The organism is Chromobacterium sphagni (assembly GCF_001855555.1).
In the GTDB taxonomy this organism is placed as follows: domain Bacteria; phylum Pseudomonadota; class Gammaproteobacteria; order Burkholderiales; family Chromobacteriaceae; genus Chromobacterium; species Chromobacterium sphagni.
Genome location: NZ_MKCT01000083.1, coordinates 1 through 21,975 on the forward strand (window position 1 = coordinate 1; position 21,975 = coordinate 21,975).

Here is a 21,975-nt window from a genome sequence, read left to right on the forward strand (position 1 = left end):
TCTTCGCTAAACAGCCGCTGAAGAGGTGTTGCTAGAACAGCATATCTATCTTCCTGCGGGGTCGCAAGAGGCGGCGTGTAGAGCCGCACTAAATGTTGTATGCAGCTAGGGAAGTTGAGAGGTGGTTGCTCCCCCTTTAGCTTTGCCGTACATGGCCTTGCTGCCAACGAAGGTGGCACGCTGGTGGGCATGGCCGCCAACCTCTCTTCGGCTGTTGGTCATGGCACTTGCAACCTTGCTTGGCAAGCCTTCTGCTTGAGTGAGAGCGGGGAAGTCTGCATCGGTAACAATGGGGAAGTTGGATATGTCAATTTTTGATGGATCGTTGGCGGGGCCGTGACAGTTCTTTAATATCGCCTCTTCATATGGGAATAGGGGCAGCTCGCCTGCAGTCGGGTAGCCGCTTGGTCCTAAGCGCTTCAATCCATTTTTTTGTACAAGATCTCGCCTCTTCATAGCCGCTGCAACATGTTTTTTCTGTTGCCAAGTCGTAGTTGGTCCCAGCATATAGAAAGATGCGTGAGAGTCATGTACATGTTGATCAAAGAATTCATGAACAAGTTGAGGGATTTTTGTTTGCTGGGCCAGTTTTTTCATCCCAATTAATTCTGCACTTTCATTGGCTGATAGCCCATCTGGATTGTGTGAATCCTTTATCCAGTCCTGTTCGCTTGCGCGCATGTCTTCTAAGTCTTGCTTGTCTGCTCTAGTGCTTCGCCCTGTGCCTTGGGTAAGTTTATTGATGCAGTCTTGCTGCATGAAATGAGTGCTGTTGGCGAATCTCCATTGCCAGTATTTTTTTAAATGATTGTACAACTTATCCTCTACTAGCGAACCGCTACCCCCAGACCATGCCATGTATGCGCTAAATCGTTGTAGTAAAGATTGGTCGCATAAGAAATCCTGTTTTTGTGGATCATCTTCTTTCAAAGAGGCTAAGGAACTAAGTGGGACGCCAGCAGAAATTGCATCGTTGTACATGTTGAGCAAAGGTATTTGACTTAATAACTTGTTTCGACTTCCAATAGATTTCCCTTGGTCGCCTGGGCCATATCCCCCGCCAACGTCTGAGTGTGAGCCGGGATAAACAACTTCGATTGCATTAGTCGGAGTGGAGCCATCACTGTATCTTATGCTAGTGAGTGGAAAAGAGTAGCGGATTTCATGGGCAGCGACATAGTGTCGGCACATTTTTGTAAATTCGGTAATTTTCAAAAAAAATGGCTTAGCCCAGTCCATTTGGCCATCAATTACACCGTCAGCTGATTTGCCGGGGGCGCGACCTAGTGCAGGGGTCGAGTGTGCTAGTCCCACAGAAGCGACAGTATCAAAAATCCCCATAAAATATAGTCGTATGGGTATGCATTTGGCGAATAGCCAGACATCTCCCTTTTTTTCACAGCAAAGCTCTAGTACTCTAGCAAATGACCTTGCTTCTGCTGCTCCCCGAGAGAATCCAAAAACAGCTACATTTACAATGCCAATAGTCGGCTTGGTTTTGTTATCTCCGATGGTGATGGAGAGTTTTTCTAGTGCTTCTTTCACATCTGAGGGTAAGGCAGTGAAGATATTGGCATTGGCTGGTTCGGTAGATATTTTTTCTACAGCCAAACCCTTTTTGAAGTCATCGATTGAGAAAATTCTCTTTTTATTAAACGAGTAAGTAATTGAGTTGCATAGCTGAAAAAGAGCATAGCTAATTCTTTTGCTCCCACCTTTTGCCATTGCGAGACCTTTATCATCAGGTTCTTCTTCACCAATATTTTTAAAAATTGTACCAACGCCTTGAATGTAATGGCTAAATAGATGACTAATTGGATTGTTTTTGGCTATTTCAAAAAGAGATACAATATTCGAGTGCTCGCATAACTTTCTTGGCTTGCCGGCCTGCATTGACTCAGTTAAATCACGATCTCTGTTGTTGTTTGTGCCATCAAAGAAAAATGTAACCCATGGGTTTACGATGCAATTGGGAGTTGTCTTTTTTTCTTTCGTTAGCTGACTCTTTTTAAAAAAAGAATTCGCAACATCAATTTTTCCATCGGATAGCCTTGGCAATGGTGCATTTTGTGCGCTCAATTACTTGCTCCTTGTTTGCCAGTGATATTGACCCAAAGCTTTTCAAGTGGACGTGGGCCATCTTGTAGCAGATTCCCAAACTCCGCAACGGATGGATGGTCTAATCTTTCAAATCCTCGATTGTCAGCATAAACTCTGACTTCATCGTTTGGTAGAAATGCTATTTGTAATTCGCTGACCTCTTTAGTGTCGTATGGGGGGAGGGTGATAGTTTTTTGCAGCTTTACTTGTGGAAAGTCTAAATCTTTTTTTCCGTATTTTTCATAGCATTCTTTATTGCTGGATGTGCATGCGTTGCGCTCCCAATTAACGATCATGGTTATCCCGAGCCGATAGGTGGCTGGGATTGAGACACAGCAGGTCGTTCCGCCGTTCTCGTTAGTGCGTGACCGACCTGCCCATTCTCCATTTATCCATACGGATGTTATGACATGATCTGTATAGTTAAATATTTGCATTGGTGAATCAACTGAAGATGATTCTTTCTTTTCTTCGCAGCCTTGAAGAAATATCATTGAAAAGATCGTAATGAGGAGAAAGATAAATGGTTTCAATTTTCAACCTTTAAAGTGAGCTAGGCATCGCCCAATATAACTTCTAACCAAGGTGTGCCATTTTTTGTTTTTGACCAATTTGGTTCATATTCTGGCTTTAAATGAAATTCGTCGCCTTCCATAAAGGCTGTACGAACAAAGAAAGCTTGGCTGGCAGCATCTTCAATGCCATATTGGTTAATTGCATTAGCAAGACTTATCAGTCTTTGATGCAGGGCGTGGGGTGTTACTTCTTCGGGCAACATTACAGAATAATGTTCCAAAGATGGAATTAGCATATCCGGTAGTGCATGTTGCATCATTCGGTCAAACTGCGCTTGCGTAAACTCCAATGGTTCCCACGGTTCCGGAATCTCGGGCGTGTCGCGCAGGGTGGCGGCCTCCCATTCGCCAGTGCGGCCGATCCAGCCCCAGCGGGCGACTTGGGAGGCGAGCAGCGTCAATTGTTCGTCGGACATCAGCGGCAGCACGTTAGCTAGCGTGTGAGTGTCGGCAAAGCGCAGCAACAGCTTTTGCCCGTCGTCGGTGCGGAAATCGCTGAGCCAGTGCCAGAACGCGCTATCCGGGACAGCATGGCGGAATTCCACCACGCTGAGCAGCGGGCGGCCGGACGTGATGGCCAGCCATGCCGGCCACCATTCTTGCAGATGCAGCGGCTGTGTCCAGATCAGCGGGCCGAAGTTTTCCAATTGAGCCATTGGGCTGTTGTCGAGTGCTCTTTGCCAGGGCTGACGGCGCTGTAGCCACCGTTTCTCTTTGTCGCTGAGCTGGCTGCCGTCCATTAGCCAGCAATAATAGCCGTCCTCGCTTTGGGCCATCCATTGATGCAGCTGTGGCAGTAGTTGGGGGGTCTTTTGGTTCTGCAGAAACTCCATGACTTAGGCTCCGGGCATGGTAGTGGCAACCGGACTGCGCGCAGCCATCGCTTTTAATAGGCAGGGAATGCACACATCCTTGGGCAAGACAGGTAATGCCGGACTCAAGCTGTCAGGCCCGCTCCAATCGTGTTTGCCGGCCTTGATACTGACGTTGCCAGGCGCGTGCAGTTCGATCTTGCCATCCTTGATCCGGACATAGGCGCCGCCGCTGGTCAGCAGGATTTCTTTCTTGGCGTTGGCGTGAATCTTTTGCTTGGCCGATGTGATGGTCAAATCCTGGTCGGCGGTCAACTCCATCGCGTCGCTCTGCGCCTGCAGCTGCACCTTGCCTTTCGCCGCAATCAGCTTGAATGCCACTTTGTCTTTGACGCCTGCAACGAACAGACTGATATGCATGCCGACATTGTGCAGCCAGCGCCGGCCAGTAGTGTGGTTGCTGTCGCGCTGGGAAATCAGATCCAGATTTTGGCCGGCGGCCAGGGTCTGGCTCTGTTCGGTCAGGCTGGCGATGCCGGCCGGGGCGGACAGGATGATAACAGGTTGCTGGCCGGGAACCTCGCCGCCGCCGTTGGTGTTGGTGCCGGCTTCCCATGCCTTCAGCGCGCTGGTCAGGTGCGCCAGGTGGCCTTTTTCTTTTATGCCGTCCTTGGCGTTGTCCGGGGTGATTTCGTCCGGGCCGGTTTCCATGGTGTCGGCCAGTTGGCCGGTGGCAGTTTCCGCCAGCGCCTGGCTGAGACTCTGCGCGGCGTCGAGCTGGTTTTGCGCATGTTCGCGTGCCAGTTGCTTGCCGCCTGCGCCGTTCTGCGCCTCGGTGGACAGCAATAGGCCGTGCGCGGCGCGAATAGTGCCGTGGTTGTCGGTGCGCAGTTCGAAGCCCTCGCCGCGAGGCTGGGCCTTGCCGTCGCTGCGCGGGTGGGTCAGAAAGCCTTGGTTCAGCTGCGTTTTGCCCGGCTCGCTGGACAGCTTGGCGCGGACTTCGCCGGGCGTGTCGTCGAACAGCAGTTCGTTGTAGCCGCCGCCCTGGTGCTCTTTCGACTGGATGCCGGATAGCGTCTTGTTGGCCGGCAGGCTGCCGGCGCCGCTGAATGTCGGCGTCGGATGGCTGCCGTTGTACAGCACGCCGGTAATCAAGGGGCGGTCAATATCGCCTTCAATGAAGTTGACCAGCACTTCTTGGCCGATGCGCGGAATGAACTGATGCCCCCACGCCGCGCCGGCCGAAGGCATGGCCACGCGCAGCCAGCAGGAAGACTTGTCGTCCATCCCCGCGCCGATGGTCGGGTGTTCCTCCGGCCGCTGCCAGTGGAATTGCACCTTGACGCGGCCGTGTTCGTCGGTATGGACCTCTTCGCCGGCAGGGCCGACCACGGTCGCGGTTTGGGTGCCTAGGCTGGTCGGCTTGGCCTGCGGGGTGTCGGCATAGGCCGGTGTCAGCGGGATTCCGCGCCGCTGCGCCTGGAATTCGGTCTGATAGGGCGCGGCCGTCGGGTCTGCCGCCTGCAGGCCCAAGCCGGGGGCGATGGCCTGCAGCTGCTGGGATAGGTCGCCGGGCAGGTTGTTGCGGGCCTGGATGCGTTGCCCGGTGACGACGAATTCGCGCTGTTCCGCGCTGTCGCCGTGGTGCGCCGGGTGGTCGTCCAGCCGGAACCACGCGCCGGCCTGCAGGCTGCGCACTGCGCCGGAACCGGTAAAGGTCTTGGCCTGCAGGTCGTGCGCCTGCTGGCGCAGCTGGGCGTAACGGCCGAGCTGGTCGGCGTCGCTGGCGTAGTAGAGGCCGGGGGCATCGTAATGGCTAAGGCTGCTTTGCAATGCTTGGCCGGCTTGTCCCTGGTCCACCTGGCTTGTGTCGCTGCTGTGGCTGGTGCTCGTGGGTTGGTAATCGTAGCTGGCCAGCGCCACGCCGCCGGCGACGATCTGGCGCGTGGCTTGCCAGTCGGTCAGGCCGTCTTGTTCCTCGGTGGCGTCGACGCGGTGGAAGCGCACGCTGGGCACGCTGGCGGCGGGCAGGCTGAAGGCATCGTCAAAAACGACAAGCCGCACCTGCGGGCTGTCGCCATCGATGTGTTCGAAGCGCCAGGCGAAACCCTCCTCATGCATCAGCCGCACGATGAAATCAAAATCGCTCTCTTTATATTGCAGGCAGTAGCTGCGCGAAGGCTGGGAGGCATCCACCTTGATGTCCAGTGTCTGCACGCGGGCAAAGGCGGGATTGGCGGCCTGATGCTCGCTGATGATCTGTTTGATGATGTCCGGAACCGTCATGTCCTGGAACACGCGGGAAGTCCGACGATGGCGCAGCAAGGCAAAGGGCGGCTCCACCGTGATGCCATAGCGGGCAAAGCCGCCGTCGCTGCCCAGCAAGCGCGCCTGGCTGATCACGCCGCAGCGCACGTCCTCGCCGCCATCGGCATTCATCAGGCCGATGCGGGCCGGGTGGCCGAGTAGGGACTTGAGTTCGATCTGGCCATCCGGCGACAGGCAATCCAGCTGGAAGCGGTAGGGGCGGGATACGCCTTCCTCGCCATCCAGCGTCTGCGGCAGCAGCTGTTCCGGGCCGGCGGCGTCGCTGTCTATGGCAAGGGTGATGTGGCGGTTATTTTGGGAAAAGGCTGAGGCGAAGGAGGCGAGAAGTGCGGTGATGTCCATGGTTCTTCCATGCGTGCGCCTCTGTTTGGGGCGCTTGTGCGACTGCAACATAAGTGAGAAGAACGAAGGATAACCGTTTTATTGATATGGATGTGTTGGGCCGAGACTGTCCATTTGGACAGGGTGGGCTTGCAAATGACGAAGTGCTTACTCTTTGTTATGATAATTGAGTTTTTCTTGTATTTTACTGATAGGTCGCCTGCCTATATCTTTGGAAACTGATGCGGGCATTATGATCCGGGAAATTTAAAAAAGGGAATTATTATGCGGAATGGCTTGGTAAATCTTGTCTTTGTTTTTGCAACTGCTAGTTCACTTGCTAATGGTTCGCCAGAGGTCAAAATTTTCAACGTCGATGTTATTAAGGAAAAGGTAGGTTTTTCTTTGGGGATGCCAGCGAAAGAGGTTGATATTTCAAACGTTAGGCGTACAGATAACCTGACGGTGAAATTTAATGCCCAAGCAAAAGGAAGGTCATTCCAATGCTATTACACTGGATCGGGTGAGATGAGTAGTGATGCATTGTGCTCACCTCTTGATGGTCAGCCTATGCCTGCTAGTATGCCCATCAATCCACTCTATCATTAATCTAAAATATCTATTTGTAATTATTAATATTAAATTTAATTAGGATGCATGTGGCAAACGATAATTATAAAATGCAGTCAATTTCAAGGGTGAATTGATAGATTATGACTCTGCTGTTGAGTTTGTAGTAAATCATGCTGATGCAGCTGCATTGGCTTTTCCCCATCTCATAAAAATGAGAAGGTTGTGGGCGGAATGGTTTTGCTATACTGCATCAGTATGATGGTAATGTTGAGTTGAATCCGGCATTTTCCCTAAGCGTGCCGGATGGTTGGGAGGCGTGGTTGAGTATACATCTACCTGTTAAATGAAGATGGGCAGGCAGGGCATTGTGTATTATGTAGATATGGTGGTATGACGTGGAATAAAAAAGCGCCGAGAGGCGCTTTTTATATGAGGCGTAGGCTTGGGGTTAGATAGCCAGCGTTTCCAGCGTTTTTCCGCTGTCGATCCAAGCTTGTACCCAAGCGGGTTTGCGACCACGGCCGGTCCAGGCGAGGCTGCTATCGTCTGGATGGCGGTACTTGGCTTCAACAGGCTTGCGAACACTGACGATTTTGCTGCTCAACACATCTTCTACGCTAAGGCCAAAGGAGCGAGCCAATTCGAGAATCTGCTTCTTAGCCTTAGACTTTTCTTCAACTTCGCGGCGCTTGATTTCACCTTCTACGTCAGCTTTCAGGGCAATCAATGCGGTAAATTCCAATTTGGACAAATCCATGAGATAACCCTCTTGATTATTGATTTGATAACTTTACAGGTTGTAATGTAGCTAATGGAAACGGGGTAAGTCAAGAATTAAAAGATCTAACTTTAATTTGCTTTCAGTTTCTCATTACTGCCAGTCATTTAGCCCATGACTCACCTGCTAACAGAGAGAACATATCTGTCAGGCCATGAAGGCCATAACCTTCAAAACATCTTGAGGTACGCGGCCAGTAATAATGAGGAACTTCCGCCACAAGTCGTAGGGTATGTCAGCGCTGCCGTCTTTGAAGGAGCGAATGCGCCTATCACGGTTAGAGCCGCGTAGCCCAAGCAGGGTGCCTAGTTTTGCATCCGTTCCATATTCGGGAAAGTGCATCTGGAAATGCCGAAAATAGGCTGCAACGAGATCAGGGTTAGGCACTTCCCAGCCCTCATCATGTCGCAGCAAGTGAGCGCGGCTGTATTGGCTTTCATCTACTTCATCTTGAGGCGGCAGCCTAGGTGCTTGTAAGTTGGATTGCAGGGTTGCAATGGCTTCGCGGGTGGCGGCTTCAAAAATGAATTTCTGCTGATCTGCGATGCTGGGGAGAGGGATTTCCATTTCAGTGCCTCATGAGTGGGAGGCCAGCCCCAAGCCTTGCGGCTTGGGGTGGGCTTACCTAGGTGACAGCTTGATGTTGCGAACGTCTGAAACCTGAATGTTAACCAGACTCAGGCTGCCTGTGACTATCTGCTTCCAGTACCCGCAGTGATGAACATGCATCATTACGTAAAACAGATAATCAGGTAAGAGGATGTCGGTTTTTTCGATCCGTATACCGATATGTTCAGGGTTGAACTCTCGGGTTGGTTCGCCGCATCGCTCTGCTGAGCCTCGCCGGACGATCCAGAAATGAGCCTCAGGATAGTTGACGCGGATGGTTGCCAGTTGGGACAGTTTCATGTCGTTCTCAAGGTGGCAACGACTAGCCCCCTCGGACCGCTGAGTGGCTTTCTGCGTGCCACCTAATACGCACATATTAGGCTAAAAAAGCCTAACTGTCCATGGGAATACTCCACTAATCCATGTGGGGGATTTGCGGGGGTGCGTATTGCCGCGTAGTTCCGTGCAGTACTCTTTCGGAGTAATTTACATAAATGTCATCATTGTAAGTGGTTGATTTTGCTGGACAGGTGTGAGAACATCCTGCATGGGGTGCAGGGGGTCGGAAGTTCGAATCTTCTCACCCCGACCAAAACCAAATTCTGTTTAATAAAAAACCCGGAAAATTCCGGGTTTTTTATTGTCATTTTCTTGCGGGTTCTCCGCGGCATTTGAATTTGCTTGCAACTGATATATTCTGCTGAATCCCGCAGCTTTCTCGACAGGTGGCTGTGGGTTTTCGCAAGTTATTGCTTTCAATTGAATTGAGCGCTGATAGTCATGAGCACCTCCCGTCCTGATTCCCCTTGCATCGCCTTGTGTTCCACTGCGCTGGGGGATAACGTCTGCCGTGGCTGCGCGCGCACTTTTGCCGAGATCAGCCAATGGTGTTTCATGGGTGAGGACGAGAGAGAGCGGGTTTGGCGGAGTTTGCCGCAGCGGCAGCGGCTGCTGCAGTTGGCGACAGCGTGCGCGGTGTTGTTGGAGCTGGACAAGTTGGATGGCGTCGAGTGGGCCAGGTTGCCCAATGGTTCGCATTATCGCCTGGATGAGCATGGGAACGAGCGCCTGCTGCTCTGGCGGGACGCCGCCGGGGGCAGGGCGCAATTGCCATGCCGGGAGCTGGCGCTGGAGCAGGCGGCGCAGTGGCTGTTGGCGCAATGATTTGATGGAGGCGGCATGCAGGACAGTTCGCAGCAGGAGTTCTGGGAGCGTCGCTACCGCGAGGGCGTGATGCCATGGGAGGGGGCGGAGCTGCTGGAGCCGGCCCGAAAATTCTTTTCCGCTCAGCCGCGGATGCGAATGTTGCTGCCGGGCTGCGGCAGCGCGTCCGATATGCCGCCGCTGCTCGGCATGGGGCACGATGTGCTGGCGGTGGATTTCTGCGAGTCGGCGCTGGAGCTGGCGCGAAGGCAGTGGCCGGATGCGGCTGGCAGGCTGATGCTGGCCGATTTTTTCCAATTGGATTTGCCCGCTTTCGACTGCGTGTTCGAGCGGGCTTTTTTGTGCGCGTTGCCTATTTCGATGCGAAAGGAATATGCTGATGGCGTGGCTAGGATGGTCAAGCCGGGCGGGGTGCTGGCGGGCGTGTTTTTTCTGGCGAAAACCGACCGGGGTCCGCCTTTCGGCATGGATATTGAACAATTGGAAGCGCTTGTCGGCCAATGGTTTTTCTTGGAGGACAAGCAGCTTTTGCCGGATGGTCTGCATGTATTTCGCGGCCAGGAGTATTGGATGGTCTGGCGCAGGCGCAAGTTTGATCTGGATCAAGTTTCGACGGCGTGAGGTTCTGGCTATTCGAGTCGATTTAAGAAAAAATACCGACCAATAAAAATAATGATGCGAATTGTTCAGGAGGAGAGCAAATGGAATCGTTTTGGCGGCTGTACGCGTTTTCGGAAAAAAACTTCTGGAACACGCTGACCAGAAAGTTATGCAGTTTCTTTTTCATCAGCGGCTTCCAGTTGCTGATGGTGGCTTATTGCTATTGCGCACTGTCGGATATCCGCGCCACGTTGCGGGCGGCCGGGGTGGCGCCGCAAGTGCTGGCCCGGGTAGAGAACAATATAGACAGCGCGCTGTGCTGGACGCTGGGTTTGTGGCTGGTCAGTTTTGTCTTCATCGCTTTCATGGTGTGGTATCTGCGTTACCTGATCGTGCGCCCGCTGCGCATGATCATCCAGATCTTCAATGAAATCGGCGCGGGCGCCGGCGATCTGTCGCGCGAAATCCCCACCGTCACTTACGATGAAATCCGCGAGCTGTCGCTGTCGTACAACCGTTTTCTGCTGAAGATGCGCGAAATCATCAGCAATGTGCGGCTTATGACGGTGCGCATCGCGATGGACTCCGCGGTGACGCGGCGCAATGTCAGCGAATCTTTGGGCAGCGCCCGCCAGCAGGACGAGTTAGCCAAGCGGGTGAGCCAGGCCAGCGATCAGAGCACGCGGGGAGTCGAGCAGGTGACGGAGCAGACCGAGGGCATTTCGTCCACCACGGCGGAAAACCTCAAGGTGGCGCAGGAGTCCTGCGAGGAATTGCGGCGGGTCACCGGCAGCATTCACGACATCAGCCGCAAGGTCGGACACTTCAATCTGACGGTGGAAGATCTCAGCCAGCGTTCGGCCAGCATCAAGACCATTGTCGACCTGATCAAGGACGTGTCGGAGCAGACCAATCTGCTGGCGCTGAATGCGGCGATCGAGGCGGCGCGCGCCGGCGAGAGCGGCCGCGGCTTCGCGGTGGTGGCGGACGAGGTGCGCAAGCTGGCCGAGCGGGTGAAAAAGGCCACGGATGAAATCTCGCACAATATCGACGGCATGCTGGGGCTGGTGGCGGAGACCCAGCAGGAAACCGCGGCGATTACCCAGGACACCAATCAGGCGCGCGATGTGATTTCGCGGGCTTCCGAGCACTTCAGCAAGATGATGGGCGATTTCGAGGCCACTTCGTCCAGTCTGAGCCAGATCGCCGCGACCATGCACGATTTCTCGCAGGCCAATCATCAGGTGAACGAACATGTGGCGCAAATCCATTTGCTGGGACAGCAGGTGAATGCCCGCCTGGGGCAGACCGAGGGCGCGGCTGCGGAACTGACCGCGGCGGCCGAGCAGGTGCAGGAATTGGTGTCCAAGTTTGTGATCGGCGATGGCGTGTTCGACCAAGCGGTCAACCAGGCGCGCGGGGTGCGCGACGAGGTGCAGCAGCTGCTGCACGATGAGCTGACGCGCGGACTGGATCTGTTCGATCAGCGCTACCAGCCGATTGCCGGCACGACCCCGGCGAAGTACCGCACCGTTTACGACGGCAAGCTGGAAAAAATGCTGCAGCCGCTGCTGGATCGGCTGGTGGGCCTGATTCCCGGCGGCAAGTTCTGCGTGGCGGTGGACGGCAACGGCTATGCGCCCACCCATAACAGCTGGTACAGCCGGCCGCTGAGCGGTGATGCGTCCAAGGACTTGGCTGAAAGCCGCGACAAGCGGATATTCAATGACCCGGCGGGTTTGCGCGCCGCGCGCAATCATCAGCCTTTCCTGCTGCAAACCTATAGCCGCGATACCGGCGAAGTGTTGTCCGAAGTAGTGCTGCCGCTGGAAGTGCGGGGCCGCCATTGGGGCGCCTTGCGGGTGGGTTTCGATCCTAACAGCCTGCTGGCGCAAGTCTGAGGCCTGTACCTCGGGCAGGGGCGGGGAGGCTAAGCCTCCCCGTTGCTTTTTGGCCGGTATCAGATGTTCAGCGGCGACAGCAGGGTGATGATGCCCAGCACGACGAACAGCACCGCGGCGATGCCGTGCATCAGCTTTTGCGGCAGCTTCTTGGCGGCCACTTCGCCCAGCAGCACCGCCGGTACATTGGCCAGCATCATGCCCAGCGTGGTGCCGGCCACTACCATGGGCAGATCGTGGAAGCGGGCGGCCAGGGCGACGGTGGCGATCTGGGTCTTGTCGCCCATCTCCGCCAGGAAGAAGGCGATGACGGTGGTGCCGAAGATGCCGAAACGCTCGCGCAGCTTGTTGTCTTCATCCAGCTTGTCCGGAATCATCATCCACACCGCCATGGCGACAAAGGAAATGCCCAGGCCCCAGCGCATGATGTCGGGGCCGACTTTGACCATCAGCCATTGGCCGACGGCCGCGGCGGCGAAGTGGTTGACCAGAGTGGACACGAAAATCCCCAGGATGATGGGTACGGGTTTTTTGAAGCGGGAGGCTAGCAGCAGGGCGAGCAACTGGGTCTTGTCGCCGATCTCGGCCAATGCCACCACGCCGGTGGAAATCAGGAATGCTTCCATTGGGAACTCCAGGGGCCGCGCATACGCCATGACAAACCTGCGCCGCGGCCCCGCGATGCGCAAGCATGTCATGGGTCTTGCCAAACGGAAGGTATCGTCGCAACTGCCATGGCTGTGAAGCCAAGCATGTTGACAGTTGCCGGCGCTGTCGCTCGCCGAGGCTACTCCCCCAGAACGAGGCGGATTGTAGGGGAATTGCCCGGCGCGGGCAAGCTTAGTCTAATTGCGAGGTGCAGCAGGGGCAGCGGGTGGCCTTGTCCGGAATGGCGGACAGGCAGTAACGACACTCCTTGGTGGCGGTAGCCGCGGGGACTGGTGCGGCTTCCTCGCGCTTGAGGCGGTTGATCATCTTGACCAGCATGAAGATGGCGAAGGCGACGATGGTGAAGCTGACCAGCGCGTTGATGAACAGCCCCAGGTTCAGTGTGGTGGCGCCTGCCTGCTTGGCGGCGGCTACCGATACATAGGGGCCGGCCTGTTTGGCGCCTTCCTTCAGCACGAAGAACAGGTTGGAAAAGTCGACGTTGCCTATCAGCAGGCCTACCGGTGGCATGATGATATCGTCAACCAGCGATTTGACGATGGAGCCGAAAGCGCCGCCGATCACCACGCCGACGGCCAGGTCGATGACATTGCCTTTGACGGCGAATTCCTTGAATTCCTTCAGAACAGACATGGTTTCTCCCTTTTTGATTAGGTTGATTTTAACTGTTTGAGCTTGTGGTGAAAACTCATGCTGCTTGACTGGCTGGTCTGCGAGAGCCGGGCAGGGTTCCCAGCAGTGCGCCTCCCAGGATCAGTAGGATGGCCAGCAGCGTCAGCGGGTTCAGCCGCCCTTGGCCGCTGATGGCCAGCAGCAGGGTGGACAATAGCGGAGTGATGTAGGACAGCGAGCCGATCTGGCGCGGATCGCCGTGCTTGAGCGCGCGCTCCCACAGGAAAAAGGCGCCGCCCATCGGCCCCAGGCCCAGCAGCAGCAGCGCCGCCCATTGCATGGCGTCGGGCTGGGCGCGGGTTTCGAACAGTGCATGGCACAGCAGCGACAGCAGGCCGGAAATCAGGCAAAAGCCGCCGACGGCGCTGCCGCGGAACTCGGGTAGCCGGCCCAGCGCCAGGCTGAAGGTCGACCAGACGACTGCGGCGGCCATGGCCAGCAGGTAGCCTGGCAGGTATTGCTGGGACAGCGCCAGCGAACCGCCGGAGACGATCAACCCGGCGCCGATGAAGCCGAGCGTGCCGCCGGCGATGTGGCGGACGCCCAGGCGTGAGCCGGGCCGGAACAGCGGAGTCAGCATCACGATCAGCAACGGCCACAGATAATTGAGCAGATTGGCTTCCAGCGCGGGGGCCATCCGGAAGGCGAAGAACAGCAGGAAGTGATAGCCAAACAGGCCGTAGATGCCAACCAGCAGCGTGGGCAGCGGCACTTTCCAGTCGCGGATGCGGCGCAGCGCCAACAGGCTGCCTATGGTCAGGCTGATGCCTACCACGAAGAAAGGCGGCAGCGAGCGGGTCAGGGCGCCCAGCGTGGCGAGCGAGGCCCAGAGCAGGATGGCTCCGGCGGCTAGCAGGGTGGGTTTGCTTGGCATATCGTCTCCGGGGGGAGATTGATTGTAAGTGGGAAATGCCAAACGAAAAAGCCGCAGCGTAGGCTGCGGCTTATCGTATATAGGCTGGCTCCCCGAGCAGGGCTCGAACCTGCGACCTGCGGATTAACAGTCCGTCGCTCTACCAACTGAGCTATCAGGGAACAAAACTTTGAAATCGGGCGGCGTGTGGCTCCCCGAGCAGGGCTCGAACCTGCGACCTGCGGATTAACAGTCCGTCGCTCTACCAACTGAGCTATCAGGGAACACGCGACTCAAAATTAGCCAAGATGAATTGGCTCCCCGAGCAGGGCTCGAACCTGCGACCTGCGGATTAACAGTCCGTCGCTCTACCAACTGAGCTATCAGGGAATTGAGTGAGGGCGAACTATATACTGGGCCAGGAAGGGATGTCAATGCTATGGGCGGTAAAAAATGGCGGCCCGGGGCGTGTTTTTTCAGGCTGTACGGTAGGTTGTTGTTATCGAATGGAATTTTCATTGTGGCGCATCGGACTCGCTAGGCGGCTGGCGATGGTGAGCTGGTTGGCGTTAAGATCGCGCATCGGAATAACAATCGGGAGTGGGGCATGGATGCATTCTGGAGTGAATGGCTGCGGCAAAAGGGCGTCGAGCGCGATGAGCATGGCGAGTTGCCGTTGGCGCTGCAACTGCGTCAGGTTGAGGCGCTGCAGCGGCAGTCGGTGGCGGCGCCCTTGGTGAACTTCGCCCTGATCCGGGTGGAAGGCGAAGATGCCGCCGTGTTTTTGCAGAATCAATTGTCCAGCGACATTCGCGACGTGGTCGAAAGTCGGGCACAGTACAGCACTTACTCCAGCGCGAAAGGCCGCATGCTGGCGAGTTTTCTGGTTTGGCAGTATCAAGGCGCTTATTACCTGATGGTGGCGGCCGATATTGCCGCCGCGATAAGCAAGCGTTTGAGCATGTTTGTGTTGCGGGCCAAGGTTAGGCTATCTCTGGCTGATGAATGGTCTTTGTTGGGAATGTCCGGCGCGCGGGCGGTTGCGCTATTGCAGAATCATTTCTCCGGAATTGCCGAGCTGGAGCAATTGCAAGCGTTGACTATTGATGGCGCGGCGCTGCTGGCGTTGCCAGGTGGCGGATATGTGTTGGCGTTGCGCGAGACTGGCGCCCTGGCGCGGGAAATTGCCGCGGACGAGCAGCTATGCCCGCTTGCGCCAGAAGCATGGGCGCTGCGCGATATCGAGGCGGGAATTGCCTGGGTGGTGCAAGAGACTCAAGAGCAGTTTGTTCCGCAAATGGCGAATATGGAATTGATTGGCGCGGTAAACTTCAAGAAGGGATGCTATCCGGGTCAGGAAATCGTTGCTCGCAGCCAGTACTTGGGCAAGATGAAACGCAGGATGTTCAGGGTCGAGTTTGAAAAGCCGCTTGCTGTCGGCGCCAAGCTATATAGCCCGCAATTGCCGGATCAGGGAATTGGCATGCTGGCGGCGGTTTGCCGGGTGTCCGAAGATGGATATCGAGGCCTTGCTGTCGTGCAATCGCAGACTTGGGAGTCTGGAGTATTTGGCGATGAGGGTTACACTATTGCATTGACGGTCTTGGAATTGCCATACTCGATGGAGTCCGTAACCGAATAATGGGTAATGTGTTTTCTTTTTAATTCTTGACTTGTCCCAATTCCATTGGCTACATTACATCCTGTAATCGATAAACCAATAATCAAGGAACATGTTATGGATCTGTCCAAGCTGGAATTCACCGAACTGGTCGCGCTGAAAGCCGACGTTGAAAACGAAATCAAGCGCCGCGAAGTTGAAGAAAAGTCCAAAGCCAAGAAGCAGATTATCGAGCTGGCCCGCGCTTATGGCCTGAGCGTTGAAGATGTTTTGAGCAAGACTGTTGCCGTGCGTAAGCCAGTTGAAGCCAAGTATCGCCACCCGTCGAACAACGAACTGACCTGGACTGGCCGTGGCCGTAAACCGGCTTGGGTGCAGGCCTGGATTGACAGTGGCAAGTCCTTGGACAAGCTGGCTATCTGAACCTGGCCATCGGATTGTAAAAGGCGCCGTTTCGGCGCTTTTTTTTTGCTGAGTCGAGCGGCATGCGATAGCGTTTTACGCTTGCTATAAATACTAGTAGCATTGCTCTGGTTGGCAGTGCTCTGACGCTGCACCTGGTTTTGAACGAGACTGGACAAGCGCATGCTGGATTTCTTTTCAAGGGGGTCCAAGGGCAAGCCGGATCCCTTGACCAATGCAGTGACCGCCAAGGCTTATGCGGATGCATTGCGCCTGGAGTATGGCGCTGGCGCCCACGACAAGGTGGCGGAGTTGCTGGGCGGCTTGAATTCACCTTCGCTGGAGATGTCGGCGGATCTGCTGGATGCGGTGCTGACGCTCAATCTGGAGACGCAGGCGCTGCACGACACCCTGTGCGTTCAGTATTTGATGAACACCCGGATGCCGAAAGTCCTGGAAAGCCAACTGCGCGGACAAATCCTCAATTATGGCAAGCAGTTTACCGATTTCTATCAATATGCCTTGCCGGTAGCGGCGGACCACCCCAACGGTTTGAAAATACACGATCGCCTGCCTTTAGTGCTGGCGCGCATGATGTATTACCTGACGGAATACGCCAGATGGCAATACATAAGAAACTTTCAACCGGATGAAGTATTCTGGATGAATGTAAACCAGCTGTATCGCTTTGCCGAACAGCGCGGTTTCGACTCTCAGCCGGTATTCCTGTTTGGCGAAAAATCTGCCGCCACCACTGTGCAGGATCTGTATTTGGTCATGCAAATGCTGTCGGTGCTGTGCAACGGCAATCTGAGCGTCAGGCAGATCAATTTTTCCTACGAGTTGCTGACGTTGCTCAGCAATCGAATGACCTTGACCAAGGCCTATGTTGAGGAGTCCAGTTTTGCCGTGACGCTGACCGATCCCAAGCCCGCCGCCCGGGTGCATGGGGCGGGAGCCAGCGAGTGGGTCCGCTACTGGAGCACGGTCGAGGCGGTGGAGATCCTGCATGGCTGGGCGATTGTGATGGAAGGCGGGCGCATTCCGCAGGAGCTGAAGCGCCTGGTGGAGCCGGGCATCGATGCCGGGCTGCTGCGGGTGTTGACGCGGGAGTGGGCCGCCAAGCCGGTGGTGTTCGAGCGGGCGGAGCGGGTGGCGGTCAGCAATCGCCATGTCGAAGTTGCGCACCGCCTGACGGTATTGCATAAGCTGATCCGCAAGCCGGACGAGGAGTCGATGCAGCAGCATCGCGGCGTCGACAATGACAGCTATGACGATGCGGCCAATATCCGCATCTACGGCTTTGTCACCAGCCGCAAGCGCGAAAAGTCGTTGTCGCCGCTGCCGGCGGGGGCATTGTCGCTGTCTGGCGAAACGGCTGAGGCCGCCGTACAGCAGGAATTCCAGAAATGGGCGCTGGAGAACATCAGCCAGACCGGACTGGGCGTATCGCTGGATGTGATGGGGAACGAATGGGTGAGCCTGGGCGGCTTGATCGGTTTTCACGAGGCTGGCGGCGAATCCTGGAATCTCGGCATTATACGGCGCGTCAAACGCACCAACCGGGAGAGCATCTATCTGGGGATAGAAACGCTGAGCACCCGTCCGCTGGCGGCGTCGCTGCGGCCTACGGACGCCAGGCTGATCGATCCCACTCTGCCGCCGGATCAGGTGTGGCTGGCCGGCCATATCAGCCTGTTCATGCCCTATCGCCGCAATGGCAAGCTGATCAACGCGCTGATTCTGCCATTGTCGCTGTACATGCTGGGCAAGCAGTTCTACATGACCGCCCGCGGCAAGCATTTCCAGATTGCGCTGGGCAAGGTGATGGAGAAGGGCAGCGACTGGTGCATGGTGGAGGTCGAGCTGGTCAAGACCCTGGACAAGCTGCCGGTTTTGCTGTGACTGGTAAGGCCGCATGAAAAAAGCCGACCACGTGGTCGGCTTTTTTATTGGACATCGCGGCTTATTCGCCAGCAAGGTCGTCCAGGATGGCGTAGATCGGCGACAGGGCGGCTTCGCCCAGGCGCAGGCTGCGCTGGCCGCTCCAGCCGAAGTCGTCGTCCGGCAGATTGTTGTTGTCCTTGAACGGCATTTCCAGCGTGAAGGCCAGACAGCCGAACTGCTGGCAGACCCAATTGGTGGCGATGCCCATATTGGCCTTGCCCGCCTCGTTGCGCGGATAGCCGTGCTCGGTCTGGAAGTCCGGGCTGGCCAGCAACAGGTGGTGGCGGAAGCTGTCGGCCAGCTTCTCTAGCCGCTGGTTCCACGACGGCACGCCTTCGGTGCCGGCCAGGAAGACATAGGGAATGTTTTCGTCGCCGTGGATGTCCAGAAACAGGTCCACGCCGGTTTCCAGCATCTTTTCGCGCACCAGCAGCACTTCAGGGCTGCGTTCCAGGCTGGGTTCCGACCATTCGCGGTTGAGATTGGCGCCGGCGGCGTTGGTGCGCAGATTGCCCAGCACCGAGCCGTCCGGGTTCATATTGGGCACCACGTAGAAGGTGGCGCGGTCCAGCAGCGCGCGGCTGGTCGGGTCTTGCGGGTCCAGCAGACGGTTGAGGAAGCCTTCGACAAACCATTCGGCCATGGTTTCGCCCGGATGCTGGCGGGCGGTGATCCAGATCTTCAGATCGGATTCCACTTCATGGCCGATGGTCAGCAGGTTGATGTCGCGCTGCTGCACGGTGAAGCCCAGATCGGTGACCTGGCACAAGCCGGAGCCCTGTGCCTGACCGATCAGATTCAGGTGCTGCTCGTAGGAGTAGGGCTCGAAGTAGGCGTAATAGATGCTGTTGGAGAGCGGGACGTGCTCTATCGTCATCACGCCGTCTTCAAAGCGGGTGGGTACGCGGAACCAGTTGATGCGGTCGTAGGAGGCCATCGCCTGGTAATCGACCCAGCCCTGCGGATAGGCGCATTCCGCGGCGTTGAGGAAGCGGAAGTTGCAGTGCTGGTAGGCAGCGCCCTGGGCGCGGAAGTAGAACCATTGCGCGAACTCTGCTGCGTTGTCGCGGCGGATGCGCAGTTGGATGTCCTCCGCCGAGACGGCGGAGACGATTTCGATGCTGCCGGCGTCGAAGTTGCTGCTGATTTTCATGCGTGGAACCCGTAGTGCTTGCTGAATCTCTAGAACCCGGATTGTAAACCTGTCGCGGGGGCTATGCATCCTTTAAAGCAGAAACCCCGCCGATGAGAGGGCGGGGCATGGGCGGAAGCGGACGATGCCTTAAACGGTGGCGCCGCGCTTGGCCGAGTTTTTCACCGCGTCGGCGGTGGCGCTGGTGGCGGCCTTGACGCTGCTGTCGGTGAATTCTGCAACCTGCTGGGCGGCCTTGCTGAAGGTGTTGACCGCGGCGGCGGCGGCGGCGAACGAGGTCTTGACCGCGTTCAAGGTGGCATCGGAGCCGGCCGGGGCGTTCTTGGCCGCCGATTCGATGGAGCTGATCAGCGATTTGTTGAACTGGCCGACGCTTTCTTCCACCAGCCTGCTCAACTCGCTTTGCGCGCCGGAAACCACTTCGTACAGATTGCGGGAGTGGTTGACGGCCTTGTCGATCGATTGAGTGGCCAGCTTGTTCAGGTGGTTGATCGCTTCCTGGGCATCCTTGAACTCGGTCAACTGCTTGGCTGCCGTGGTGTGGTCTTCCAGGGATTGCTTGGATGCGTCCAGTTGCAGTTTGACCAAGCGCTCGGTGCTGTCCAGCGCGATTTGCGCGAAACGGAGCGAGGATTCGAAACCGGTCAGGGAAAGTTTGTTCAGCTGTTCATTGTTGAAGGACATGGTGTAAAACCTCCATTGCGTGGAAAATGGGGCCAACGATATTCCGTAAAGGTAATTGTGCGCCGCACAATGACGTGGAAATGTAGCATGACGCGTCAGGGGGTGGTAGAAGATTTACTCTAGTTTGTTGTATTTATGTTAGATTGCCAGCGCACAACGCCACGACAATAACCAGGAGCGTTAAATGAGTGTTGAGAAACGGGTCATCAAGAAGTACCCGAACCGCCGTCTGTACGATACCGCCACCAGTTCCTACATCACGCTGGGAGACGTCAAGCAGCTGGTATTGGACAATGTCGACATCCAGGTCCAAGACGCCAAGACCCAGGAAGACATCACCCGCGGCGTGCTGCTGCAGATCATCCTGGAAGAGGAAAACGGCGGCATGCCGATGTTCAGCTATGAAGTCCTGACCCAGTTCATCCGCTATTACGGCCAGGCGATGCAAGGCATGATGGGGCCCTTCCTGGAGAAAAATCTGCAGCTTTTCTCGCAGTTGCAGCAAAAAATGCAGGAACAGACCCGAGCGATGTATGGCGACAACGCCATGCTCAATACCACCTTGTGGGGCGAGTTCATGAATCTGCAGGGGCCGGCGATCCAGAACATGATGGCCAACTATATGGAGCAGAGCACCGGCATGTTCCTGGAAATGCAGAACCGCATGCAGGAGCAGACCAAGCAGCTGTTCGGCGGTTTCGGCTTTCCCGGTTATCCGGGCAGCGAAACCAAGGACAAGGAATAAATGATGGCGCGGCATGCCTGGCATGCCTGAGCGACGGATACCAAGGGCCGGAGGCGAACACGCTTCCGGCCTTGTTGTTTGCGATGGGTGAGTCGGCATGGTAATGAGGGGCTGGAAATGAGGGATGAGCAAAGCGGCGGCGGGCGCTTGCAGCTTGCGCAGCGTTTGCATCTGGAGGGAAGGGCTGCGGAGGCCGAACACGCTTACCGCGAGTTGCTGGATGACGGCATGGCCGGCACCGCCGCCCGCCACTGGCTGGGCTTTCTGCTGCTGCAGCAAGACAGGCTGGAGGAGGCGCAACTATTGCTGGCATCGGCTATCGCACAGGATGCCTCCCATCCCGAATGGCATTTCAATCTGGGCATGGCCCATGCGCGGCTGGGGCAAGCCGCAGCGGCCATTTCGGCCATGCAGACGGCGGCAGAGCTGGATCCCGGCCAGTATTTCTATTGGACCAATCTGGGAGCGCAACTGGCGCAGGACGGGCAGGCCGTCCGCGCGGAGGCGGCCTACCGCCAAGCGGCGGCGCTGAACCCGGCCTGTGCCGATGCCTTCTACCTGCTCGCCACGCTGTTGCTGGGCCAGCAGCGTTATCCGGAAGCGCGGCAGTGCAATGCGCAAGGGGTGCTGACCGAGCCGGCTGGCAGAATGTCGCTGATCGCGGTCGGCCAGGCCTTGTGCGATCTAGGCCGTCACGGCGAGGCACAAGCCTTGGCGCAGAGCTGGCTGGAGCGGGAGCCGTCCAATCCTGTGGCGGCCCACCTGCTGATCGCTTTCGGCAAAGGCGAAGCGCCGACGGTCTGCAGCCGCGACTACGTGGCCTACACTTTCGATGCCGCCGCTCCTGCATTCGACCTCGCCTTGCAGCGCTTGCGCTACCGCGGTCCGCAGCTGGTGGCGGACTGGCTGATGGCGGAGGGCTGCCAGCCGGCATCGCTGGAGGCGCTGGACCTTGGTTGCGGCACCGGGCTGGTGGGCAGCGTGCTGGCGCCTTATGCCCGGACGCTCACCGGGGTGGATCTGAGCGAAGGCATGCTTAGGCAGGCTGACGGCAAGCGGCTTTACCAGCAGCTGCACCATGCCGATCTATGCGACTTTCTGGCTAGCGGCGCGGCCAGTTATCAGTTGATCTGCTGCATGGACACGCTGATCTATCTGGGCGATATGCGGCGCTTTTTCGCGCTGGCGGCGGCCCGTCTGGGGCCGGACGGCGCGCTGCTGTTCAGCACCGAGAGGCTGGATGAGGGTTCCGGATACCTGCTGGGGCGCAGCGGCCGTTATCGGCATCATCCGGATTACATCCGCGCCGAGCTGTGGGCGGCGGGGCTGCGGATACGACAGTTTGCCGAAGTCAAGATCCGGGAGGAGGCCGGCTGTCCGATTGCCGGCCACTTCGTCTGCGCCGCGCATGCCGAGCGATGACTTTGCCGCCGGATGATTGTGGCGCCGCTATGTTTGTAATTGTTAA

21 protein-coding genes, 3 tRNA genes and 1 riboswitch are annotated in these 21,975 nt (G+C 56.7%); of the genes, 9 read left to right on the forward strand and 15 right to left on the reverse strand.

Features of this window, described 5'->3' with window-relative positions; translation table 11 throughout:
- Nucleotides 1–105 precede the first annotated feature (105 nt).
- From BI344_RS23295 to BI344_RS21105, 4 genes are read right to left on the reverse strand one after another with little or no spacing between them, the layout of a single operon-like run.
- Entirely contained in the window at nt 106–2,079 is a 1,974-nt protein-coding gene (locus BI344_RS23295; RefSeq protein WP_083370321.1) for a phospholipase effector Tle1 domain-containing protein, read from the reverse strand.
- Complete coding sequence (locus BI344_RS23300) at nt 2,076–2,633, reverse strand: DUF3304 domain-containing protein (RefSeq protein WP_139167104.1); 558 nt, start codon at nt 2,631–2,633, stop codon at nt 2,076–2,078. Before BI344_RS23300 ends, BI344_RS23295 begins: the two co-directional genes overlap by 4 nt.
- Before the next feature lie 20 nt (nt 2,634–2,653).
- Complete coding sequence (locus BI344_RS21100; RefSeq protein WP_071114765.1) at nt 2,654–3,508, reverse strand: DUF4123 domain-containing protein; 855 nt, start codon at nt 3,506–3,508, stop codon at nt 2,654–2,656.
- Nucleotides 3,509–3,511: 3 nt separating this feature from the next.
- The gene (locus BI344_RS21105) at nt 3,512–6,157 is read right to left on the reverse strand and encodes a type VI secretion system Vgr family protein (RefSeq protein WP_071114766.1); all 2,646 of its coding nucleotides are present in this window, start codon (nt 6,155–6,157) and stop codon (nt 3,512–3,514) included.
- A 264-nt stretch (nt 6,158–6,421) separates the two neighbouring features.
- On the opposite strand from BI344_RS21105, the gene BI344_RS24180 reads away from it, so the two are divergent.
- Nucleotides 6,422–6,745, forward strand: a complete 324-nt coding sequence (locus BI344_RS24180; RefSeq protein WP_139167105.1) for a hypothetical protein — start codon at nt 6,422–6,424, stop codon at nt 6,743–6,745.
- Between the two features lie 412 nt (nt 6,746–7,157).
- Here BI344_RS24180 and BI344_RS23305 read toward each other — a convergent pair whose 3' ends face one another.
- From BI344_RS23305 to BI344_RS21120, 3 genes are all read right to left on the reverse strand, one after another.
- Nucleotides 7,158–7,466 (reverse strand): H-NS histone family protein, encoded by a 309-nt coding sequence (locus BI344_RS23305; protein ID WP_083370323.1) that lies wholly within the window; start codon nt 7,464–7,466, stop codon nt 7,158–7,160.
- A gap of 168 nt (nt 7,467–7,634) precedes the next feature.
- The gene (locus tag BI344_RS21115; RefSeq protein ID WP_071114768.1) at nt 7,635–8,054 is read right to left on the reverse strand and encodes a hypothetical protein; all 420 of its coding nucleotides are present in this window, start codon (nt 8,052–8,054) and stop codon (nt 7,635–7,637) included.
- 54 nt (nt 8,055–8,108) lie between these two features.
- Complete coding sequence (locus BI344_RS21120) at nt 8,109–8,396, reverse strand: hypothetical protein (protein ID WP_071114769.1); 288 nt, start codon at nt 8,394–8,396, stop codon at nt 8,109–8,111.
- A gap of 480 nt (nt 8,397–8,876) precedes the next feature.
- On the opposite strand from BI344_RS21120, the gene BI344_RS23310 reads away from it, so the two are divergent.
- The 3 genes from BI344_RS23310 (at nt 8,877) to BI344_RS21135 (ending at nt 11,761) form a co-directional block, all read left to right on the forward strand.
- On the forward strand, nt 8,877–9,260 hold the full coding sequence (locus tag BI344_RS23310; RefSeq protein WP_083338851.1) for a DUF1289 domain-containing protein: 384 nt from the start codon (nt 8,877–8,879) through the stop codon (nt 9,258–9,260).
- Nucleotides 9,261–9,275: 15 nt separating this feature from the next.
- Complete coding sequence (locus BI344_RS21130) at nt 9,276–9,881, forward strand: methyltransferase domain-containing protein (RefSeq protein WP_071114771.1); 606 nt, start codon at nt 9,276–9,278, stop codon at nt 9,879–9,881.
- Nucleotides 9,882–9,961: 80 nt separating this feature from the next.
- Complete coding sequence (locus BI344_RS21135; protein WP_071114772.1) at nt 9,962–11,761, forward strand: methyl-accepting chemotaxis protein; 1,800 nt, start codon at nt 9,962–9,964, stop codon at nt 11,759–11,761.
- Nucleotides 11,762–11,820: 59 nt separating this feature from the next.
- Here BI344_RS21135 and BI344_RS21140 read toward each other — a convergent pair whose 3' ends face one another.
- The 6 genes from BI344_RS21140 to BI344_RS21165 form a co-directional block, all read right to left on the reverse strand.
- Nucleotides 11,821–12,387, reverse strand: coding sequence for a TMEM165/GDT1 family protein (locus BI344_RS21140; RefSeq protein WP_071114773.1), 567 nt, complete (start codon nt 12,385–12,387; stop codon nt 11,821–11,823).
- Between the two features lie 3 nt (nt 12,388–12,390).
- Nucleotides 12,391–12,570, reverse strand: a riboswitch (yybP-ykoY riboswitch).
- Between the two features lie 31 nt (nt 12,571–12,601).
- Nucleotides 12,602–13,063 (reverse strand): large conductance mechanosensitive channel protein MscL, encoded by a 462-nt coding sequence (mscL, locus tag BI344_RS21145; protein WP_071114774.1) that lies wholly within the window; start codon nt 13,061–13,063, stop codon nt 12,602–12,604.
- A gap of 55 nt (nt 13,064–13,118) precedes the next feature.
- Entirely contained in the window at nt 13,119–13,976 is an 858-nt protein-coding gene (locus BI344_RS21150; RefSeq protein WP_071114775.1) for a DMT family transporter, read from the reverse strand.
- Between the two features lie 85 nt (nt 13,977–14,061).
- Nucleotides 14,062–14,137, reverse strand: a tRNA-Asn gene (locus BI344_RS21155).
- Nucleotides 14,138–14,163: 26 nt separating this feature from the next.
- A tRNA-Asn gene (locus tag BI344_RS21160) sits at nt 14,164–14,239 on the reverse strand.
- Between the two features lie 30 nt (nt 14,240–14,269).
- A tRNA-Asn gene (locus BI344_RS21165) sits at nt 14,270–14,345 on the reverse strand.
- A gap of 217 nt (nt 14,346–14,562) precedes the next feature.
- Between BI344_RS21165 and ygfZ the strand changes: the two genes are divergently transcribed.
- The 3 genes from ygfZ (at nt 14,563) to BI344_RS21180 (ending at nt 17,883) form a co-directional block, all read left to right on the forward strand.
- Nucleotides 14,563–15,597: a CAF17-like 4Fe-4S cluster assembly/insertion protein YgfZ gene (ygfZ, locus tag BI344_RS21170; protein ID WP_071114776.1), complete on the forward strand. Its 1,035-nt coding sequence runs from the start codon at nt 14,563–14,565 to the stop codon at nt 15,595–15,597.
- Between the two features lie 96 nt (nt 15,598–15,693).
- Complete coding sequence (locus BI344_RS21175) at nt 15,694–15,999, forward strand: H-NS histone family protein (protein ID WP_071114777.1); 306 nt, start codon at nt 15,694–15,696, stop codon at nt 15,997–15,999.
- Between the two features lie 162 nt (nt 16,000–16,161).
- Entirely contained in the window at nt 16,162–17,883 is a 1,722-nt protein-coding gene (locus BI344_RS21180) for a hypothetical protein (protein ID WP_071114778.1), read from the forward strand.
- A 61-nt stretch (nt 17,884–17,944) separates the two neighbouring features.
- On the opposite strand, the gene BI344_RS21185 is transcribed toward BI344_RS21180, so the two are convergent.
- Both BI344_RS21185 and BI344_RS25915 read right to left on the reverse strand, forming a co-directional pair.
- A complete protein-coding gene (locus BI344_RS21185) occupies nt 17,945–19,078 on the reverse strand; it encodes a M14 family metallopeptidase (protein WP_071114779.1) in 1,134 nt (377 codons plus the stop codon).
- Nucleotides 19,079–19,207: 129 nt separating this feature from the next.
- Nucleotides 19,208–19,762 carry a phasin family protein gene (locus BI344_RS25915; protein WP_071114780.1) on the reverse strand — a complete coding sequence of 185 codons (555 nt, stop codon included), beginning with the start codon at nt 19,760–19,762 and terminating at the stop codon, nt 19,208–19,210.
- A 184-nt stretch (nt 19,763–19,946) separates the two neighbouring features.
- Between BI344_RS25915 and phaR the strand changes: the two genes are divergently transcribed.
- Nucleotides 19,947–20,507, forward strand: coding sequence for a polyhydroxyalkanoate synthesis repressor PhaR (gene phaR, locus BI344_RS21195; RefSeq protein ID WP_071114781.1), 561 nt, complete (start codon nt 19,947–19,949; stop codon nt 20,505–20,507).
- Nucleotides 20,508–20,624: 117 nt separating this feature from the next.
- The gene (locus tag BI344_RS21200; protein ID WP_071114782.1) at nt 20,625–21,929 is read left to right on the forward strand and encodes a tetratricopeptide repeat protein; all 1,305 of its coding nucleotides are present in this window, start codon (nt 20,625–20,627) and stop codon (nt 21,927–21,929) included.
- The last annotated feature ends 46 nt before the right edge of the window (nt 21,930–21,975 follow it).

What these genes read in the sequence shown, in the direction of transcription:
- phaR (WP_071114781.1), top strand. Translation starts at nt 19,947, where the DNA reads ATGAGTGTTGAGAAACGGGTCATCAAGAAGTACCCGAACCGCCGTCTG.
- BI344_RS21150 (WP_071114775.1), bottom strand. Translation starts at nt 13,976, where the DNA reads ATGCCAAGCAAACCCACCCTGCTAGCCGCCGGAGCCATCCTGCTCTGG.
- BI344_RS21140 (WP_071114773.1), bottom strand. Translation starts at nt 12,387, where the DNA reads ATGGAAGCATTCCTGATTTCCACCGGCGTGGTGGCATTGGCCGAGATC.
- BI344_RS21180 (WP_071114778.1), top strand. Translation starts at nt 16,162, where the DNA reads ATGCTGGATTTCTTTTCAAGGGGGTCCAAGGGCAAGCCGGATCCCTTG.
- BI344_RS21100 (WP_071114765.1), bottom strand. Translation starts at nt 3,508, where the DNA reads ATGGAGTTTCTGCAGAACCAAAAGACCCCCCAACTACTGCCACAGCTG.
- BI344_RS24180 (WP_139167105.1), top strand. Translation starts at nt 6,422, where the DNA reads ATGCGGAATGGCTTGGTAAATCTTGTCTTTGTTTTTGCAACTGCTAGT.
- mscL (WP_071114774.1), bottom strand. Translation starts at nt 13,063, where the DNA reads ATGTCTGTTCTGAAGGAATTCAAGGAATTCGCCGTCAAAGGCAATGTC.
- BI344_RS21115 (WP_071114768.1), bottom strand. Translation starts at nt 8,054, where the DNA reads ATGGAAATCCCTCTCCCCAGCATCGCAGATCAGCAGAAATTCATTTTT.
- BI344_RS21105 (WP_071114766.1), bottom strand. Translation starts at nt 6,157, where the DNA reads ATGGACATCACCGCACTTCTCGCCTCCTTCGCCTCAGCCTTTTCCCAA.
- BI344_RS21175 (WP_071114777.1), top strand. Translation starts at nt 15,694, where the DNA reads ATGGATCTGTCCAAGCTGGAATTCACCGAACTGGTCGCGCTGAAAGCC.
- BI344_RS21135 (WP_071114772.1), top strand. Translation starts at nt 9,962, where the DNA reads ATGGAATCGTTTTGGCGGCTGTACGCGTTTTCGGAAAAAAACTTCTGG.
- BI344_RS21120 (WP_071114769.1), bottom strand. Translation starts at nt 8,396, where the DNA reads ATGAAACTGTCCCAACTGGCAACCATCCGCGTCAACTATCCTGAGGCT.
- BI344_RS23305 (WP_083370323.1), bottom strand. Translation starts at nt 7,466, where the DNA reads ATGGATTTGTCCAAATTGGAATTTACCGCATTGATTGCCCTGAAAGCT.
- BI344_RS23310 (WP_083338851.1), top strand. Translation starts at nt 8,877, where the DNA reads ATGAGCACCTCCCGTCCTGATTCCCCTTGCATCGCCTTGTGTTCCACT.
- BI344_RS21185 (WP_071114779.1), bottom strand. Translation starts at nt 19,078, where the DNA reads ATGAAAATCAGCAGCAACTTCGACGCCGGCAGCATCGAAATCGTCTCC.
- ygfZ (WP_071114776.1), top strand. Translation starts at nt 14,563, where the DNA reads ATGGATGCATTCTGGAGTGAATGGCTGCGGCAAAAGGGCGTCGAGCGC.
- BI344_RS21130 (WP_071114771.1), top strand. Translation starts at nt 9,276, where the DNA reads ATGCAGGACAGTTCGCAGCAGGAGTTCTGGGAGCGTCGCTACCGCGAG.
- BI344_RS25915 (WP_071114780.1), bottom strand. Translation starts at nt 19,762, where the DNA reads ATGTCCTTCAACAATGAACAGCTGAACAAACTTTCCCTGACCGGTTTC.
- BI344_RS21200 (WP_071114782.1), top strand. Translation starts at nt 20,625, where the DNA reads ATGAGGGATGAGCAAAGCGGCGGCGGGCGCTTGCAGCTTGCGCAGCGT.